Genomic DNA, 17,606 nt, shown 5'->3' on the forward strand with positions numbered 1-17,606 from the left:
GCCGCGACCGTCTCAGCGGAACCGGGCGAAGTCGGGCGACCGCTTCTCGGCGAACGCGCTCGCCCCCTCATGCGACTCCTCGCTCTGCTTGAGCAGGTCCAAGGCGTCGAACGCGAGGTTCACGGGGAGCCCCTCCACATCGGCGTTGAGGCAGTGCTTGATCAGCTTGATCGCCGTGGGCGAGCGGAGCATCAGGTCGTCGGCCGCGGCCCGGACCGCGCTGCGCAGCTCGGCCGCCGGGACGACGGTGTTCACCAAGCCCCAGCGCTCGACGGTCTCGGCGTCATAGAGCCGGCAGTGCATCCACATCTCACGCGCGCGCTTCTCGCCGATGGTGCGAATCAGCAGGCCTGCGCCCAGGCCGCCGTCGAATGAACCGACCTTCGGGCCGCTCTGGCCGAACCTCGCGGTATCCGCCGCGATCGTCATGTCGCAGACCACGTGCAGGACGTGGCCGCCGCCCACGGCGATGCCGTTCACGGCCGCGATGACGGGCTTGGGAAGTTCGCGGATCATCCGCTGCAACCGCACCATCTCGAACCGGCCGCTGCGGGTCGGACCGTAGTCGCCGGTCTCGGCCTTCTGTTTCTGGTCGCCCCCCGCACAGAAGGCCTTGTCACCGGCGCCGGTCAACGCGACAACGCCGACCTGCGGGTCGGACCAGGCGAGGCTGAAGGCATCGATCAGCTCGTCGACCGTCCGCCCCCGGAAGGCGTTGTACCGGTCAGGGCGGTTGATGGTGATCCACGCGAGGCCGTCCTCAACCTCGTACAACACGTCCTCGAACGCCGGGACATCCGTCATGGGAACTCCTTTCCTCGCCAGGCAGCCCTCGGTCAGCCCCAGAGCGCCGGCACACGGCCTTTGAACATTTCGTCCGCGATGCGGTTACGCAGGACTTCGAGGCTTCCTCCAGCGATCTGCCAGCCCCGGGTGCGGCGCCAGATGTAGTCGATCGCGGACCCTGACGAGTAGCCGGACCCCCCGAAGATCTGCAGCGACGCGTCCGCGGCGGCGAACCCGGCCTCGTTGGCGGTGAGCTTCGCGATCGCCACGTTCGACGCCCGCGGGGCCCCGTTGCCGTCCAGGTCGAGCGCCGCCCGGTAGATCAGCAGCCGGGCCGCGTCGAGACGGGTCCGCATGTCGGCGATCTTCCAGCGCAGGCCCTGGTGCGCCGAGAGCGGCTTGCCCCCGGTGATTCGCTGGGTCATGTGCTCCTGCGCGAGCGCCAGGGCCAGTTCGCCGAGGGCCAGCGACCGGGCGGCGTTGCCGATCCGCTCGATGTTGAAGATCGAGATCATGCGGCGAATGCCGTCCGTGCGCAGGAGGACATAGTCGGCCGGGAGCTCGACCTCGTCGAAGTGCAGCGCGCAGTGCGGCTCACCGGAGATGAAGCGCTCGTCGGCGCCGCGCGAGAAGCCCGGGGCGTCGGCCGGCACGACGACCGCCCCCACCTCCTGCGGGGCCGGCCCGAACCGGGCCCACACGACGTAGTGCGTGGCGACCGGACCGTTGGTATTGAAGATCTTCTGGCCGTTGACGACCACCCTGTCGCGCTCGATCCTGGCGGCGGTGCGCAAATGGCTCACCGCCGACCCGACCTCGGGTTCGGTCATGGCGATGCTGGGCAGCGCCGTCCCGGCGAGGATCTCGCGCAGCACCCCCGCCAGCGTCTCCGTCTCGGCGAACGCCGCGATCTGCCGGACCGCACCGAAGTTCGTGATGTGGATGGCGTCAGCCAGGTGAGGCGCGACCGCGCCGATGGCCTCGATCACCAGGACCGAGTCCAGCAGGGTCTGCCCCTGGCCCCCGACGGACTCGGGCAGGTCGATCCCGGTCAGGCCGTGCTCGGCGAGCTCCCGGACAAAGTCCCACGCGAACTTGCCGGCGTCGGACCACGAAACCACCGGGGTGGGTGAGTGCTTGAGCGCCAGGTTCCGAGCGAGGTCCATCACGGCGCGCTGCTCGGCGTTGATCGTAAAGTCCATCAGGTTCCTTCCCGGAGGGAACGTCGTGCCGCGCCGGCGAGCGGGAGTCGTCCGATCTCTCGAAGCGCCTCGGCGTCCGCCGCGGTGAGGGTCGTCGTGTCGGGGGTCTCACCCAGGTAGGCAGCGCGAGCGGCCTGACGCATCGCCTTGCCGCTCTGGGTTCGGGGCACGCGGGCCAGGACGTGTACCTCCGACGGTGCGAATCCAGCCCCGAGCTCGCGGCGGACCAGGGCCCGCACCTCGCCGGGAAGAGCCGGGTCGTCGGCCGCCGCGCCGGGCACCTCGGCCAGGAGCACGAGGGCGTTCCCACTGATCTCGTCCGGGACCCCGATCGCGACCGCGGCGGACACCCGCGGATCGGAGACGGCCACGGCCTCGACGTCGTCGGGCATGACGCTGCGCCCGGAGACCTTGATCCGGTCGTCGGCCCGGCCGTCGAGCCGCCACCGGTCGGGCCCGAACCGGGTGGCCCGGTCCCCCTGGTTCCAGCAGCCGGGGTGTGCGGACCAGTAGGCCGACGGGTAGCGGTCGTCCTCCCAAAGGCCACGCGTCATACCGACGAACGGCTGCCGGACGATCAGGTCGCCCTGCTCGCCGGCGGGCGCGGGGGACCCGTCCGGGCCCGCCACGTCGACGTCCACTCCCGGCACAGCGGTGTTGAACTCGCCGTGCACGATGGGCCGGACCGGCACACACGCCAGCAGGTTGCCGACCTCCGTGCCGCCCGAGTGGTTGATGATCGGCAGCCGGCCACCGCCGATGGCCTCGCGGTACCAGTGATAGGTCGCGGGGTCCCAGGGTTCGCCGGTCGAGTTCGTCAGCCGCAGCGAGCCGATGTCGATGCCCGCCGCGGGGCGCTCGTCGGCGCGGCGCATGATGCGGGCCAGCGTGGCCGAGAGACCCAGGTGGGTCACGCCGAACCGCTCGACGAGTCGCCAGATCGTGGTGTGGTCGGGCTGGGTCGGCGCCCCCGAGTACAGCAGCAGGGTGGCGCCGGCGGCCAGGCCGCTGAGGATCGTGTACGGCCCCGCGATCCAGCCCATGTCGGTGATGCGCAGCATGACGCTGCCGGGACGTACGTCCATCAACTGCGCCAGCTCCTGCGCGACCTTCAGCGGCAGCCCGGTGTGCGTGTGCACCGCCGCCTTCGGCCGACCCGAAGTGCCGGACGTGTAGGCGATCAGCAGCGGGTCGGCCGAACCGACCTGGACTCGCGGCGCGGGCTCGACATCGTCGTCCGCACCGTCGGCGAGGATGTCGTCGATGTCCCACACCGAGACCGCACCGGCGCGGGCGACGGCCACGTCCACAGGGCCACGCAGGTCGATCGTCCTCCCGCCGCGGACGAACCCCGAGCAGGTCAGCACGACGCGGGTACCGCTGTGCCGGATCCGCTGCGCCAGCGCGCCGGGCCCGTAGCCGGTGAACATCGGCACGGCGACCGCGCCGAGATGCGCGATGCCGAGCAGCGCCGCGGCGGCGCGGTGGTCGAACGGCAGATAGATGCTGACGCGGTCGCCCGCGCGGACTCCGGCCGCGGCCAGCCGGGAGGCCACGGCACCGAGATCGTGCCGCAGCTGCGCGAAGGTCCGCCCGACCGTCCGGCCGTCCTCCCCGACGCCCACGACCGCGAGGTCGTCGGCGCGGTCGGGAAGCCACCTGTCGACGGAGTTGGTGGCGATGTTGGTGCGGCCCCCGATGAACCATTCGGGCCAAGGCTTCCCCCGTGGAGTCGCGAGCAACTCACCGTAGGGTTCAGCCCATTGCCAGCCCAGATCTGCAAGAGTCGCCGCCCAGAAAGCAGGGGTGTCCGTGATGCTCTTCTCGTAGAAGTCGCTGTACGAGGGCGTTCCGAGACGCCTCATCACGGCCTGCAGGCGGCTGCCGTCCCAGTAGTCGTCGGACGGCTCCCACGGCTGCGATGCGACCATGGAAGCAACATACCTTATACATCATTAAAGCGAAAGCACGCGGATCGGACGACCCGCGATCCAGGCGTTGATGTCCTCGACGACGTCGGTGAACCATGCTGCGGCGTGCCCGGTGGTCATCGCCGCGACGTGCGGCGAGAGGATCACGTTCGGCGCGCTGATCAGCGGATCATCCATCGGGAGCGGCTCGTGGCAGAACACGTCGAGGGCCGCGCCGGCGATCGACCCCGAGTGCAGGGCCTCGACCAAGGCCGGCTCATCGATGATCGGTCCGCGCGAGGTGTTGAGCAGGTAGGCGGTCGGCTTCATGAGCCCCAACTCGTGGGCGCCGACCAGGCCGCGCGTGCGCTCGCTCAGCCGGGTGTGGATCGAGACGAAGTCCGAGCGGGCGAACAACTCGTCACGGCTCACCGGCTCCGCACCCCCGCGCCGCGCGACCTCAGGATCCAGGTTCTGGCTCCAGGCGAGCACGTGCATGCCGAAGGCCGTGGCGATCCGTGCGACCTCCGTGCCGATCAGGCCGAAGCCGACCAGGCCGAGCGTCCGGCCGCGCAACTCCGGCCGGAGGGGACGCACCAACTGCCAGCCGCCTTCCCGCATGTGCCGGTCCTCGGCACCGGTCAGGCGGGTGACTTCGAAGAGGAGCGCGAAGGTGAACTCGATCGTCGAGGTCATCGACAGCCGCGTGGCACACACGGTGATGCCGTTCGCCGCGGCCGCATCGAGGTCGATCGCGGCGTTGTACGGGCCCGTCGTCACGAGCAGCCGCAGCTTCGGGAGCCGCCCGAGCAGGTCCGCCGTCATCGGCGTCCGCTCACGCAGTACGACCAAAACGTCGAACTCGGCCAGCGCGGCCACGAGCGCGTCCGGCTCGGTCATCTTGGTTCTGAAGACGTGGACTCTCACGCCGGCCGGGAGCGGCGACCAGTCGGCGACCGTCGCGGCGAGGTCCTGGTAGTCGTCGAGCACGGCGACCGAGAGCCCCGTTGCGGGGATTGATGACATGGGGGTACTCCTTCTGTCCGGGCGCTGCCGGCGATCAGCCGCGGAGCGCGCGGATGAGCGCTTCGTTGCGATCACGGTCGAACCGCGCCGAGACGTCGGCGTCTGGAACAAGGGTGTTGAAGCCGTGGAAGGCGCCGGGATAGACGTGGACCTCCACCGGCACGTCCGCCTCGGCGAGCCGGGCGGCGTACTCGAGGTCCTCCCGCAGGAACAGGTCGAGCGCCCCGACCCCGAGGAAGGCCGGCGGGAGCCCCGAAAGGTCCGTCGCCCTGGCCGGCGCGGCATAGGCCGGGACGTCCGCGGTACCGAACGCCGGGCCGAGATATGCGCGCCACCCGAACTCGTTGTTCTCCGGCGACCACATCCGGGGATCCGGGACCGGGTGCGCGTGCGGCGGGACGGTACGGTCGTCGAGCATCGGGTAGGTCAGAACCTGGAAGCAGAACGGCTGGTCCCCGCGGTCGCGGGCGAGCAGCGTGGCGCCGGCGACGGCGCCGGCCCCGGCACTCGACCCCGCTGCGACGAGCCTGTCGCCGTCGACACCGAGCGCCGCGGCATGGTCGCGGATCCACTCCGCCGTCGCGAGGATGTCGTCGACGTCGGCCGGATATGGGTCCTCGGGCGCCCGGCGCAGACCGACCGCGACGGCGTCGCACCCGACGTTCCGGCTGAGCGCGCGCAGCAGGAGGTCGTCCTGGTCCATCGACCCGCGGACGTGACCTCCCCCGTGCGCCCACAGGACCACGCCGCGGGAACCCACCACGTCGGTGCGCCGGTAGTGCCGGACATCGACACCCGGGTGACCAGCCGCGGCCGGGACCCTGTGGTTCTCCCGCGCGAGCCCCGGATCGGCCGGCGCCGCGGCCCGCCGGCGGGCGGTCTGCCGGAAAGCGGCGAGGTCCGTCAGATCGAGGACCGGCAGCCGCTCCAGCCCGGGACGCAGCTGAGGGTCGACGACATCGGACACGGCCTACTTCCCCGCGGCGTCGAGACCGGGCTCGATCGCTACGTGGATGGCCTCGCGACCGGGCACCTGGCCGGCAGCCTCGGTGAGCGCCTTCTCGACCTCGTGCAGCCCGTAGGAGCGGGTGTGCAAGGGCGCGAAGGTGTCGATCTCCTTCACGAGGACGTCCACGGCGGCCAGAAAGTCCTCGGACTTGGCCGTGGACACCCCCATGATCCGCAGCTCCTTCAGCGTGATGCGGTCCTGCCGCAGGTTGGTCGCGGGCGGGTCGCCCTTGATCCCGGCGAGCACGATGCGAGCACGTTGCCGCGCGACCTCGGTCGCCACGTGGAGCGCGTCGTTGTAGAACGGCGTCGTGTCGACAATGACGTCGGCCCCGCCCTCGGTGAGGTCCATCAGCGCGGCGACGGAGTCCGTGTCCGGCCCGACGACGAGCGTCTCGTCGACGCCGATCCGCCGGGCCTCCTCCAGCTTGAAGGCGTCCTGCGCGATGCCGGTGATCACGACCCGCTTGGCCCCGGCGAGCTTCGCCGCGACCGCGCAGCAGATCCCCCGCTGACCGGCCCCGAGGATCACGACGGTCTCCCCCGCCGTGGTGCTCGGCACCCGCCATCCCCACGAGAGCCCGCACGCGACGGGGTTGATCAGGGTGGCGACGCCGGCGTCGAGGCTGTCCGGCACCCGCACGACGACCGAGAGCGGGTGCAGGTACTGGAGCTCGGCGAAGCCGCCCCACAGGTACGGCGCCCGGTCGATCCGGGTGAAGCCGTACGTGCCGCCGCGCGAGGTGCAGTCGGCCGGGTTGAACGCCAGGCAGTGCTCGCAGCGTCCGCAACCCCAGACCGCCCGCGCGCTGATGCGGTCGCCGACCCCGACGCCCCAGCGCTGGGAGGTGGCGTCGTCGATCCGCAGGATCCGTCCCACGGGCTCGTGGCCGGGGATCGCGGGCATCGGGGTGCGGCGGGCGTCCTCTTCCATCGCACCCTGGTACTGCTCGATGTCTGTGCCGCAGATCCCGCATGCCTCTACGGTGATGACTGCACCCGCGTCAACGGATGGGAAGGGGAAGGATCGGAACTCGAACTGATTCGGAGCGACGAGAACCGCCGCCAGACCGTCGTTGTGCTGCACGGACAACCTCCAGCAACCGAGCCCCGCGGCGGCCGCCCCGACAGCGGCGGCATACGGCGCGTGGACACAACGCGATCAATAGTATATCAAGTTAAGCGGGAGCGACAGGTCTCGCCTCCGTCGCGTGTGGGTATAGAGATAGTTTTCGAAGGCTCAGGTCCGCGCGCTACAGTGGATACTCTATGGTCATCACCTTCAAATTCCGTACCAACACAAGGGGGATCCCATGGCCTTGAGTGGATCGCCCAGCGCCGCATCGCGACCGACGAAGCGAGAGCGGAGCGTCGGCTTGGACGGCACATCACGCAGACTGGACATCGCGCCGCCCGCCGCCGGCCGGACGCCCAAGGTGGGCGAACAGGCCGCGAAGCGCCTCGCTGACCACATCCTTGCCAATGACATCACCCCCGGGACCGCCCTGCCCCCGGAGAAGGAGCTCGCGGAGATGCTCGGCATCGGCCGCGGCACGATGCGCGAGGCGCTGCGAATCCTCGAGATCTTCGGGATGCTCGACATGCGGACCGGGCGGTACGGCGGCCCCGTGGTCAGGCGGCCGGACGACAACGATCTGGCGCGAGCCCTGACCTTGTCGTTCCAGGCCAACGGCTCGTCGATGCTCGACGTCATGGAGACTCGCTCATTCATCGAGCCACACCTGGCCTCGCTCGCGGCGCGGAGAATCACCGTCGAGCAACTCGAGGGTCTTCAAGCGACCATCGATCAGATGCGCGAGCCTGGCATCACCAACGAAACCTTCCAGCAGCTCGCGCGGGAGTTCCATACCCTGGTCGCCCAGGCGGCGAACTCTCCCGTGCTCAGCCTGCTCGCCGTCGGACTGCACAAGATCGGCGGCGGCGACGTCGTCGGCATCGCCTACGGCCCGGTCCAGGTCGAAGGCACGGCTAAAGCCCATGAGCGAATTCTGTCAGCGCTCACCGCCCGCGACAGCGAGCGAGCCGCCGAGTACTGGGGCCGCCACCTGCGTGAAGCCGAGCGGTTCTGGCGGAAGGACTTCAGCAACGAAGCCGCCGCGCCCGTGCGCTGGACGCTCTGACCGCGCCTGCGCCTGTCTGCCCGACGGCACGGTGTGGCTCGTGGCGGGACGCGTGTTGGTACGTCGTCCCGCCGAGCACTCCTTCGCCCCGCCTCTGGGTCAGGACTTACTCGTCCCAGGGCTCCGCGTGGCGACGGCAACGGTGAAGTCGACAAAGCGTGTCTCCGCCCAGTGCGGGCTGAGCCTGCTGTGCACGGCGATCTGCGCCTCGTGGGCGCGGTAGGCCCGGTAGGCATCCTCGTCGTCGAACTCGGCTATGACGAGGATGTCGGCGGCGGGAGGCCCGCCCGCCACTCGATTGCGCGCCACGGTCAAGGACCGCACCGAGGGAACCGCCGACTCCAGCGACTTGAGCAGGTCTGCGGCTTCATCGACGCCGACGGGGCTGTTCGGTCCGGCAGTCAACATCACGGCATGGGTGAACATCTGATTCCTGTCCTCCTCACAGGCGCGCGGCTCGCGGCCCCTGTTGTCAGAAGCGCACCCGCGACGACAGCTCGGGAGTGGTCTTCGCGAGCAGCCAATACCAGGTCGGGTTGTTCGGCCACTGGGTGATGACGCGGCCGGACCCGGTGCGGAAGTAGTTGTTGGCTGTGGCCCAGACACTGCCACGCATCTTGTCCTGCACCCAGCTGTCGAAGCGCTCGAAGGCCGAACGCCTCACCTCGATCGAGCGTGCACCGCGGCGGCCGACCCACCGGATCGAGCGCAGTGCGAAACGCGCCTGCGCCTCCAGGAAGAACAGCGTCACGGGACTGTTCGTGTTGGGGCCGTAGATCATGAAGAAGTTGGGGAACCCGGGCACGGTCGCACCGAGATATGCGGCGGGCTCGCCCTTCCACACGTCCTTGTGGATCTCGGCCCCGCCCCGCCCGAATACCGTGAGGCGAGGCAGGTACTCCGAGACCTGAAAACCTGTGGCGGTCACGATGATGTCGACCGGGAACTCGTTGCCGGCGTCGTCCACCAGGCCGGCGGAGGTGACCTTCTCGACGGCCCTCGGCACGAGCTCCACGTTGTCCCGCAGCAGCGCCGCGTAGAAGTTGCTGTCCTTGATCGGTCGCTTGCCGAAGTAGCCGTAGGTCGGGGTGACCAGGTCGACAAGCTCGGGGCGCTCGCCGAGCTCGCGACGGATGAAGGCGCGGCAGGCCTCCATGGCCGCGAGATTGGAGCGGGATCCCTCGATGTGGATGTTCCCGCCGGCGCGCGTACCCGCGGCGTCGAAGTAGCCCTTCAGCCGCTGGATGCGGTAGCGCATCGGCGACGTCATCACCGAGCGCTCCTCCTCGGTGTATGTCCGCACCGGCTTGGGGTTGATCCAGCCCGGCTCGCGCTGGAAGACGTACAACCGCCCCGCCTTGCCGGCGATGGACGGTACGAGTTGGGCGGCGGTGGACCCGGTGCCGACGACGGCAATCCGCTTGCCCGTCAGGTCTACATCGGGATCCCACTCGGCCGTGTGCATGACGAGGCCCGAGAACTCCTCGAGCCCCGGCCACTGCGGGTGCCGGGGCACATTGAGCATGCCCACAGCGGAGATCACAAAATCGAACTCTCGGATCTCGTCGTTGACCTCGACGTCGTACACGGCACGGGCATCGTCCCAGCGGATCGTGCCGACCTCGCTGTTGTACTGGAAGTGCGCGGCCAGCCCGCGCTCCTCGATGGTCTCGGCCATGTAGCGCTGCAACTCAGGTTGGTAGGCGTGGCTGTGTGACCATGCGTACCGCTTGAACGAGAACGAGTACATGTGCGACGGGGTGTCGACCTGGGCGCCCGGATATCGGTTGTCCCACCAGACCCCGCCGGGACCGCCCGACCGCTCGAAGACCACGAAATTCGTCAGGCCGGCCTTCGCGAGCGTCACCGCGGCGGCGATGCCCCCGAACCCGGCGCCGATGATCGCGACCCTCGGCATGAGCCTTCTCGCTCGGCGTTGAGCAATCACTACGCGCCACCTCACCTCAACTGGGTGCAATACGCACCGAACACTATATCTTGTTTTCACAGCTCGGCAACACTCCGCCCGCATCGACCGTCCGCGGGCACAGCCGGCGACGACAGGACGTAGGGCGCGCGAGGGCCAGGTCGCGCCCGGGACCTCTCTCGAACTCGATGGCCCCGACGACGAGCACGCCGGCAGCATCCCCCGGCTCGTCCGCCGTGGAATGCCACGTCGAGCCGTGGAACGCGACGTCGAGGAGCGCGGCGGCGTGGTCGTCGTGGGTCAGGATGTGCGGAGCGCTCGCGCCGAGCCATGGCCGGCCCTCGAGACCACGGTGGCGATGAACGGCAAACATGCCGTCCCAGCTCCGGCAGACCCCCGTGTACAGCACAGTGCCGGGCCCGTGGTGCGCGGCAGTGTCGACGCGGCGTCCGCCACGTGCTGTCCCGATCCCGTTTCCAAGCAGTCCTTGCCAGGCCACTCAACACGGTATACTAATAGATCAGTAAATGCTCGCAGTCCTCGACGGAGAGGGGCGTGAACGCATGGGCTCGATGCGGCGCGAGGCCCCGGCCCGTCGCCGGACCTCCCCACCCGCGCGCGGACCCGCCCACCCGCACGACGCCGGTGGACCCTGAGCACTACCCCAACCCGCCGAATGGAAAGACCGCCGATGGACCAGAAGGAGCCTTGGCGGGTCCCGAGCATCGACGTCAGCGACTTCCTCTGGGGCGGGCGACGTCGTCAGGGTGACCGTTCGTGCGTGTACCCGCCCCGCTCGCCGTCCTGATACCGGGGCCGGACGGCCGGCGGTTCCAGAGCGACCACACGTCCTGTACGGACCCGGGCCCGCCACCGGGCATCCAACGATCGCACGGTTGAGGAATAGAGATGACTATGACTGCACGCAAGGTTTTGGTCCGCGCCACGATCGCCGCCGCGCTCGCACTCGCGACGACCGCCTGCGCGGGGGACCCCGCCGGATCGGCCGGCGGATCCGGCGGCGACCCGGTCACCTTCATCACCGCCGCCCCGACCCTCGGGTACGCGACGACGCAGGTCATGAAGTCGAAGGACTTCGCGACCGCCAACGGCCTGAACCTCAACTACCAGGCCAGCGGCTCCTCCAGCACGACGCTGATCTCCGCGACGCTGTCGGGCCAGGCGCAGTTCGGCGCCGGCGGCTTCGCCACCATCCTCGACGCGATCAACGCCGGGTCGGATCTGGTCGTGGTGGCCTGCACGAGCCTCACCACCCCGTCGCTGGTGCTGCGCAAGGACGTCGCAACCCGCATCGGCGCATCGCCGAGCGACCCGGTCCAGAATCGGATCAGCGCGCTCAAAGGCCTCACCATCGCCACGACGCAGGAGGGCTCGGCGACGAACCAGCTGCTGCGCCAGATCGTCTCCCACTATGGCCTGAACCCCGACCGCGACCTGCGCATCGTCGGTGTCCAGGACCCGTCCGCGGTCGTCGGTGGGGTCAAGCAGGGCCAGTTCGACGGCGGCTACTACAGCCCGGGCGTCCTGGAGCAGAACATCGCCGACGGCGAGGCCGAGATCTATGCCTCCGGACCGAACGGCGACTTCGACGAGCTGTTCAAGGACGCCGTGTTCTCCGGGGTGTTCGCCAAGCGCTCGTGGGCCGACCAGCACCCCACGCAGGTCGACCAGCTCCTCAAGGCGCTCGGCCAGGCCCAGGACTTCATCGACCAGCATCCCGCCGAGGCCGGGAAGGTGCTGAAGAACGACTGGTTCCCCAAGCTCGACCAGAACGTCTTCGACATCGCCTGGAAGTCGGCCCAGAAGTCGGGGATCCCCGGCGCCAAGTGCACGCGCACCGGCGTGGAGAAGGCGATGCAGCTGGGCGGCAAGAACTACAGCAAGATCAACTACGACAAGATCGTGGTCAAGCAGGCGCAGGCGTGACGACCGAGGCGGTCGAGTTCGACCTGTGCGTGCTCGGGTTCGGGGCCGCCGGCGCGGCGGCCGCGCTGGAGGCCAGGGCCCTCGGGTTGCGGACCCTTGTGGTCGAGCGGCAGCCGCGTGAGCGGCACACGCCGAGCGTCATGATGTCAGGGGGCTCGATCATGGCGGCGACGGACGTGGCCGCCGCGACCGACTACCTCGATGCGTGCGCCGACGGCCTCGTCCCGCGCGAGGTGAGCGCCGCCTGGGCCGCCCGGGCCTGCGAGCTGGTCGCGTGGCTCGAGCGGCGGACCACGATGACGACGGCGCCGAGCGGCACCGCCGAGCACCCGGACCTTCCGGGGGCGAACGGCATCGTCGTGGTCACCGCCGCCCGCGGCGGCGTCCCGCTCGACCGCTCCGAGGGCCGCGGCACCCGCCTGTTCGCGGCCATGCGCGACGCGCTGGCGGAGCTGGGGCAGGAGATCCGCTACGGCTGCACGGTCGACCGGCTGATCGTGGACGGTGAGCGCGTCACCGGCGTGGAGATGTCCTGCGACGGTGCGCGGGTGCGGGTGCACGCCCGTCGCGGCGTGGTGCTCGCGACCGGCGGGTTCGAGTTCGACGAGGTCGTCCGCCGGGAGAACCTGCCCGTCGACCCGGTGCGCTTCTACGGGAACCCCGGCAACCGCGGCGACGGGCTGCGCCTCGTCGCGCCTCTCGGTGCGGACCTCTGGCATATGGACCAGTTCGTCGGGCGCGGGGTCGGCAGCTTCGTCGACCCCGCCCTCGGCCGGCTCAACTTCATGCTCTACACCGGACCGCCGGGCTACGTCATCACCGACCGGCACGGCATGCGCTTCGCGGATGAGTCCGGGCAGGCCGAGCTCCGGCACGACTTCTACCAGCACATGATCGCCCGTGACGAGGGAGGCGGGCTGCCCCGCGTACCCTCCTACTGGTTCTTCGACGAGAAGCGGCGGCGCGCCGGACCGCTGACCAACCTCGGGGTCGGCCTGGCCGCCGCCGGCATCTACCGCTGGAGCGAGGACAACTCGGCGGAGATCGCGCGGGGGTGGATCCACCAGGGCACCACGGTGGCCGACGCCGCAACGGCAGCCGGTGTCGGCGACCCGCTGCGGGCGCAGGCGACGGTCGAGCGCTACAACGCGGTGTGCGCGAGCGGCATCGACCCGGACTTTGGGCGGCCGGCGGACACCCTGCTCCCCCTCGACGAGCCGCCGTACTACTGCGTGCCGCTGTGGCCGGGCGGATCGCACACCACGGGCGGCCCGCGCCGTGACGCCCACGCGCGGATCCTCGACCGGTCCGGCGCGCCGATCCCCGGGCTTTATGGAGCGGGTGAACTCGGCCAGGCGACGGGGCGGCTCTACGCCGCCGCCGGGGCGAGCTTGTCCGACGCGCTGTGCTTCGGGCGGATCGCGGCGGCGCACGCCGCCACGGCGGAGCTCCGCTGACACCAGAACGTCAATTTGGAGGAACAGATGGCCAGACTCGCTCAGGCCGCAGGACTCACCGACGTACAGCGGGAGATTCTGTCCACCGTCCGTGTCTTCGTGGACAAGGAGATCATTCCCAACGCCCAGGCCCTGGAGCACGCCGACGAATACCCCAGCGACATCGTCGAGGGCATGAAGGAAATGGGGCTGTTCGGCCTCACCATTCCCGAGGAGTACGGCGGACTCGGCGAGTCACTGCTCACCTACGCGCTCGTGGTGGAACAGATCGCGCGCGGCTGGATGAGCATCTCCGGCGTCATCAACACGCATTTCATCGTGGCCCACATGATCAAGCAGCACGGTACGCCGGAACAGAAGGCAAATTTCCTGCCGAGGATGGCCACCGGTGAGGTGCGCGGCTCGTTCTCCATGTCCGAGCCGGATCTCGGGTCCGACGTCGCGGCGATCAAGACGAAAGCCCGGCGGGACGGCGACGACTACGTCATCGACGGCGCCAAGATGTGGCTCACCAACGGCGGCAGCTCCAATCTGATCGCGCTGCTGGCCCGCACCGACGAGGGCGCGGAGAAGGCACACCAGAACCTGACCGCGTTCCTCGTGGAGAAGCCGGCCGGTTTCGGTGAGGTCGCGCCCGGGCTGACGATTCCCGGCAAGATCGACAAGATGGGCTACAAGGGCGTCGACACCACGGAGGCAGTGTTCTCCGGCTACCGCATCGGCGCCGACAAGGTGCTGGGTGCCGCGCCGGGCAAGGGTTTCGCGTTCATGATGGACGGTGTCGAGGTCGGCAGGGTGAACGTCGCCGCTCGCGCGTGCGGCATCTCGATCCGCGCGTTCGAACTCGCCGTCGAGTACGCCCAGCAGCGCAGGACGTTCGGCAAGCCGATCGTGGAGCACCAGGCGATCGCGTTCAAGCTCGCCGAGATGGCCACGAAGGTCGAGGCGGCGCACCTGATGATGGTGAACGCGGCACGGTTGAAGGACTCCGGTGAGCGCAACGACGTCGAGGCCGGCATGGCGAAGCTGCTGGCCAGCGAGTACTGCGCCGAGGTCACGCAGGAGGCGTTTCGCATCCACGGCGGCTACGGCTACTCGAAGGAGTACGAGATCGAGCGGCTGATGCGCGAGGCGCCGTTCCTGCTGATCGGCGAGGGCACCTCGGAGATCCAGAAGACCATCATCAGCCGCGGCCTGCTGCGCGAGTACAAGAGCCGCTGACTAGTCACTTGGGCGCTCGGCATCGCAAGCCGAGTCCGGGCGGCGCTGGCCGCGCCTGCGACCTGCGTCGAGCAGCCATCATCCTGGCCATGATCACGGAGTGAACATGCACAAAAAGCAGCATAATCACTCCGTGATGAGTCGAAACCCCGCGCATCGTGGACGCCAGGCGCATGATCACGGAAACATGGGCGTGGACGACCTGGTCGACCGGCTGCCGCCCGCCCTTCTCGACTCCGGCACCGGCATCTCGTTCGGGCAGGGCTGCGAGGTCATCCTCGGCGACGAATGGCGCGCGATCGAGACCGCCTGAACGACGGGCGTCGCCGCCATGGCCCGAGCGGGGGCACGGATCATCATCGACGACGTCTTCCTCGGCGGCCGGACCAGCCAGGAGCGCCTCCGCGGCCCGGGAGTTCGTCCGGAGGGACGGGTTCCCGGGATGGCCGCCCTGCAGGCCGAGACGGTGCACAAGGGCGTCGTGTACGACGTCGAGGTCGACACCACCCACGCGGAATCGCTCGACTGCGCCCGCGCCATCGCCCGGCACGTGAGCTGACGCCGACCTGGCGCGCCGAGGGATGACCTGCTCGAATTTGGCTCCAGCTGTCGTCGACCTGGTCGATGGTGGTGGGCGATGTCGACGCGACGGACCGGCTTCGGGACTTCACCCTTGCTCCTGATCCCGCGTAGCACAGGTCAGCCGCCGAAGCCCGCGAAACGGCCTCCGTAGCGGCTCGCAAGCGATGACAGCTGAGCGATCCTGGCATGATGGCTGGGGTCGGGCGGCAGATCGGGGAATGCCGCGGCGAGCTGCCGCCGGTTCGGGCTCGGTCTTTCGATCCCTTGGAAGCTGACCTCGCCGCCGAGATCGGTCAGTGCCGCCATGCAGGCGTCCACCGCCTCTGCCTCGTCCGGGATGTCGAGGTAGTAGGTGGTTCGGCGCGGCCTGGGCTCGGGGTAGTCGCCGTAGTCCGCCGACATCGCCCAGTGCATGCGCTGACAGAGGTCGGCCAGCAGGGCGTTCAGTTCACCGGTCGAGGCGCCCGCGGGCAGCGGCCCGTGATCGGTGAGCCGGCGGAGCAGGCGGCGTACCAGGTCCGGCTGGAGCTCGTCGGCAGTTAGCTCGCCATGCACGGTGACGAGCACGCCGAAGATCGCCTCAAGGTCGGACGTTGGCAATGCTCGGGATTGCGGCTCCACACGCTCAACGTTACTGGCCGCACAGCAGCACATCAGCGCAGTCACTGGTGATCTTCCGCGACACGCGACCGCAACGATCATCTTGGTGCTCGGATCGCACGAAGACGCCGCCCGTGGCGGGTTGTCGGCAGACTTCGCCGGCGGTTCGTCGGGATCGGGGTCGGGCTGGTGCCGCCTACCTCGGTCTCGTCTGCCTCGCCCGGCCCTGCACACCCGCCGACTTCGGGCCGGTCTGGTGGCGCTGAGCATGGCCTGGGGCATCGCCTTCGGCACACTCGCCGCCGTCCGAGGCGCAGGTCCTGGAGCCACCCGAGGCGCCGTCGCGGACGGAGCCGGCCGGGAGAGTGCCACACCGGCTCCCGGCCCGCCGAGCGTTGTATAGTACTGTCGCCTTATCGGGTTGACCGCGGTCCCCGGCGAGTGTCCAGGTGGGCTCCCACCTTCAGGACCAATCCTATTCGCACGACCAATCCATGTGCGCGATCAGCTTTCCGGCTCATCGATGGCATTGATTGGATGTGTACGATGGACGAGCCCCGCTGGAGCGATGTCTACCTGACCGCGAGCGCGCGCGGGATCTCGGTATGCGGCGACCTGCTCGCAGCGACGTCGTTGGCCGTCGTGTTGCAGCAGCGCGGTGCGGACGGATACGCGGTGGCCGCGTTGCTGCTGAGCGCCTCCCTGCCGCCCGTGCTGCTGGCCCGGCCGAGCGGGTGGGTCGCCGACCGGTTCGACAGCCGCCGGATCATCGCGGTGGTCGCGCCGTTGCAGGCGCTGTGCTGTCTGGCCATGCTCACCACGTCCGCCCCGGTGGCGCTCATCGCGCTCAACGCGCTGCTGGCTTGCGGGGTCGCCGTCACCCAGCCGGTGTTCGCGGCACTGGCGCCCGCGATGGTGGGGGTGGAGAACGTCCCGCGGGCAAGCGCCATCTCGCAGACATTCACGTCTGCCGGGATGTTCGCCGGCCCGGCGCTCGCCGGCGCGCTCGTCTCGGTCAGCGGATTGCGGTTGCCGCTCCTGCTCGACGCGGCGAGCTTTCTGGCCATCGCGGTGGTGGGCCTGGTGGTCCGGACCCGCCGTGCCCCGCGGCCGGCGGCGCCGTCCACACCGGACAGTCCGCCCGTCGTGGCCTACCGGATGCGCGACGACCGGGTGCTCGTTGTCGCGCTGGGCATGACGGCGGTGGTCGTCGCGGCAGCCAACCTGATGGATGTCGCGATCGTCTTCTTCGTCCGCGGCACGCTGCACGCGTCCGCGTCGACGTACGGCATCGTCATGGGCAGTTGGATGCTGGGCCTGGTCTGCGGCTCCTGGGCGGCGGCCCGCGGCCGGACCGACGACCACGGCTATCTGATCCGGCTGATCGCGGGTCTGGCGCTGGTCAGCGTGGGAATCCTGGCCGGCGGCGCCGCTCGCGAGGCGGGTTGGGTGATACCGGCCTTCGTGCTTGGCGGGATCGGCAACGGCATGTTGGGCTCCGCGGCCGCCACTCTCGTCGCCCGTCGCACGCCGGAGAGTGCGCGCGGGATGGGGTTCGCCACGCTCGGCGCGGTGATCAACGGGGCGATGGTGGCGGGGTTCGTGGTCGCCGGTGTACTCCTGGAGGTCGTCTCGCCGCGCCTGGTCATGATCGGCTCTGGCGCGTCGGCGTTGGCCCTGGTGATCGCGAGCGGACTGCCGGTCCTGATGCTGAGCCGCCGGCGGCGGCGCGCGGCGGACGATCCCCGCACGCCCGTTGGCGCGGCAGGCGGGACCGCATGACGAGGTGGTCGCGATGG

At 69.7% G+C, this 17,606-nt stretch carries 14 protein-coding genes and 1 pseudogene; 6 read left to right on the forward strand and 9 right to left on the reverse strand.

The features are described from left to right. Nucleotides 1-12 precede the first annotated feature (12 nt). The 6 genes from ABT297_RS23955 to ABT297_RS23980 are packed head-to-tail and all read right to left on the reverse strand — an operon-like array spanning nucleotide 13 to nucleotide 7,019. Nucleotides 13-804 (reverse strand): enoyl-CoA hydratase-related protein, encoded by a 792-nt coding sequence (locus tag ABT297_RS23955; protein ID WP_350553376.1) that lies wholly within the window; start codon nucleotides 802-804, stop codon nucleotides 13-15. 32 nt (nucleotides 805-836) lie between these two features. After that, complete coding sequence (locus ABT297_RS23960) at nucleotides 837-1,988, reverse strand: acyl-CoA dehydrogenase family protein (protein ID WP_350553378.1); 1,152 nt, start codon at nucleotides 1,986-1,988, stop codon at nucleotides 837-839. Then, nucleotides 1,988-3,919 carry an AMP-binding protein gene (locus tag ABT297_RS23965; protein WP_350553380.1) on the reverse strand — a complete coding sequence of 644 codons (1,932 nt, stop codon included), beginning with the start codon at nucleotides 3,917-3,919 and terminating at the stop codon, nucleotides 1,988-1,990. The genes ABT297_RS23960 and ABT297_RS23965 overlap by 1 nt, the downstream gene beginning before the upstream one ends. Nucleotides 3,920-3,943: 24 nt before the next feature. Further along, a complete protein-coding gene (locus ABT297_RS23970) occupies nucleotides 3,944-4,924 on the reverse strand; it encodes a D-2-hydroxyacid dehydrogenase family protein (protein WP_350553383.1) in 981 nt (326 codons plus the stop codon). A 34-nt stretch (nucleotides 4,925-4,958) separates the two neighbouring features. Further along, nucleotides 4,959-5,891 (reverse strand): alpha/beta hydrolase, encoded by a 933-nt coding sequence (locus ABT297_RS23975; protein WP_350553385.1) that lies wholly within the window; start codon nucleotides 5,889-5,891, stop codon nucleotides 4,959-4,961. 3 nt (nucleotides 5,892-5,894) lie between these two features. After that, a complete protein-coding gene (locus ABT297_RS23980) occupies nucleotides 5,895-7,019 on the reverse strand; it encodes a zinc-dependent alcohol dehydrogenase (protein ID WP_350553387.1) in 1,125 nt (374 codons plus the stop codon). 289 nt (nucleotides 7,020-7,308) lie between these two features. Here ABT297_RS23980 and ABT297_RS23985 point away from each other — a divergent pair, with 289 nt between their 5' ends. Beyond that, entirely contained in the window at nucleotides 7,309-8,073 is a 765-nt protein-coding gene (locus tag ABT297_RS23985) for a FadR/GntR family transcriptional regulator (RefSeq protein ID WP_350553389.1), read from the forward strand. A 99-nt stretch (nucleotides 8,074-8,172) separates the two neighbouring features. Here ABT297_RS23985 and ABT297_RS23990 read toward each other — a convergent pair whose 3' ends face one another. Together ABT297_RS23990 and ABT297_RS23995 are read right to left on the reverse strand one after the other, a co-directional pair. Next, nucleotides 8,173-8,499 carry a Dabb family protein gene (locus tag ABT297_RS23990; RefSeq protein WP_350553391.1) on the reverse strand — a complete coding sequence of 109 codons (327 nt, stop codon included), beginning with the start codon at nucleotides 8,497-8,499 and terminating at the stop codon, nucleotides 8,173-8,175. 46 nt (nucleotides 8,500-8,545) lie between these two features. Continuing rightward, on the reverse strand, nucleotides 8,546-9,991 hold the full coding sequence (locus ABT297_RS23995) for a flavin-containing monooxygenase (protein WP_350553393.1): 1,446 nt from the start codon (nucleotides 9,989-9,991) through the stop codon (nucleotides 8,546-8,548). Between the two features lie 918 nt (nucleotides 9,992-10,909). Here ABT297_RS23995 and ABT297_RS24000 point away from each other — a divergent pair. The 4 genes and pseudogenes from ABT297_RS24000 to ABT297_RS24015 form a co-directional block, all read left to right on the forward strand. After that, complete coding sequence (locus ABT297_RS24000; RefSeq protein WP_350553395.1) at nucleotides 10,910-11,947, forward strand: ABC transporter substrate-binding protein; 1,038 nt, start codon at nucleotides 10,910-10,912, stop codon at nucleotides 11,945-11,947. Next, nucleotides 11,944-13,404 carry an FAD-dependent oxidoreductase gene (locus ABT297_RS24005; protein ID WP_350553397.1) on the forward strand — a complete coding sequence of 487 codons (1,461 nt, stop codon included), beginning with the start codon at nucleotides 11,944-11,946 and terminating at the stop codon, nucleotides 13,402-13,404. The genes ABT297_RS24000 and ABT297_RS24005 overlap by 4 nt, the downstream gene beginning before the upstream one ends. 27 nt (nucleotides 13,405-13,431) lie before the next feature. Beyond that, the gene (locus tag ABT297_RS24010; RefSeq protein ID WP_350553399.1) at nucleotides 13,432-14,625 is read left to right on the forward strand and encodes an acyl-CoA dehydrogenase family protein; all 1,194 of its coding nucleotides are present in this window, start codon (nucleotides 13,432-13,434) and stop codon (nucleotides 14,623-14,625) included. Between the two features lie 328 nt (nucleotides 14,626-14,953). Next, nucleotides 14,954-15,184 (forward strand): annotated as a pseudogene (locus ABT297_RS24015) (phosphotransferase-like protein); the annotation flags it as partial. Nucleotides 15,185-15,324: 140 nt separating this feature from the next. Here the strand turns inward: ABT297_RS24015 and ABT297_RS24020 are convergent. Continuing rightward, nucleotides 15,325-15,828, reverse strand: coding sequence for a hypothetical protein (locus tag ABT297_RS24020; RefSeq protein ID WP_350553401.1), 504 nt, complete (start codon nucleotides 15,826-15,828; stop codon nucleotides 15,325-15,327). Nucleotides 15,829-16,353: 525 nt separating this feature from the next. Here ABT297_RS24020 and ABT297_RS24025 point away from each other — a divergent pair. Continuing rightward, nucleotides 16,354-17,589 carry an MFS transporter gene (locus tag ABT297_RS24025; protein WP_350553403.1) on the forward strand — a complete coding sequence of 412 codons (1,236 nt, stop codon included), beginning with the start codon at nucleotides 16,354-16,356 and terminating at the stop codon, nucleotides 17,587-17,589. Nucleotides 17,590-17,606: the final 17 nt, after the last annotated feature.

The organism is Dactylosporangium sp. NPDC000555 (assembly GCF_040300025.1).
Taxonomy (GTDB): Bacteria; Actinomycetota; Actinomycetes; order Mycobacteriales; family Micromonosporaceae; genus Dactylosporangium.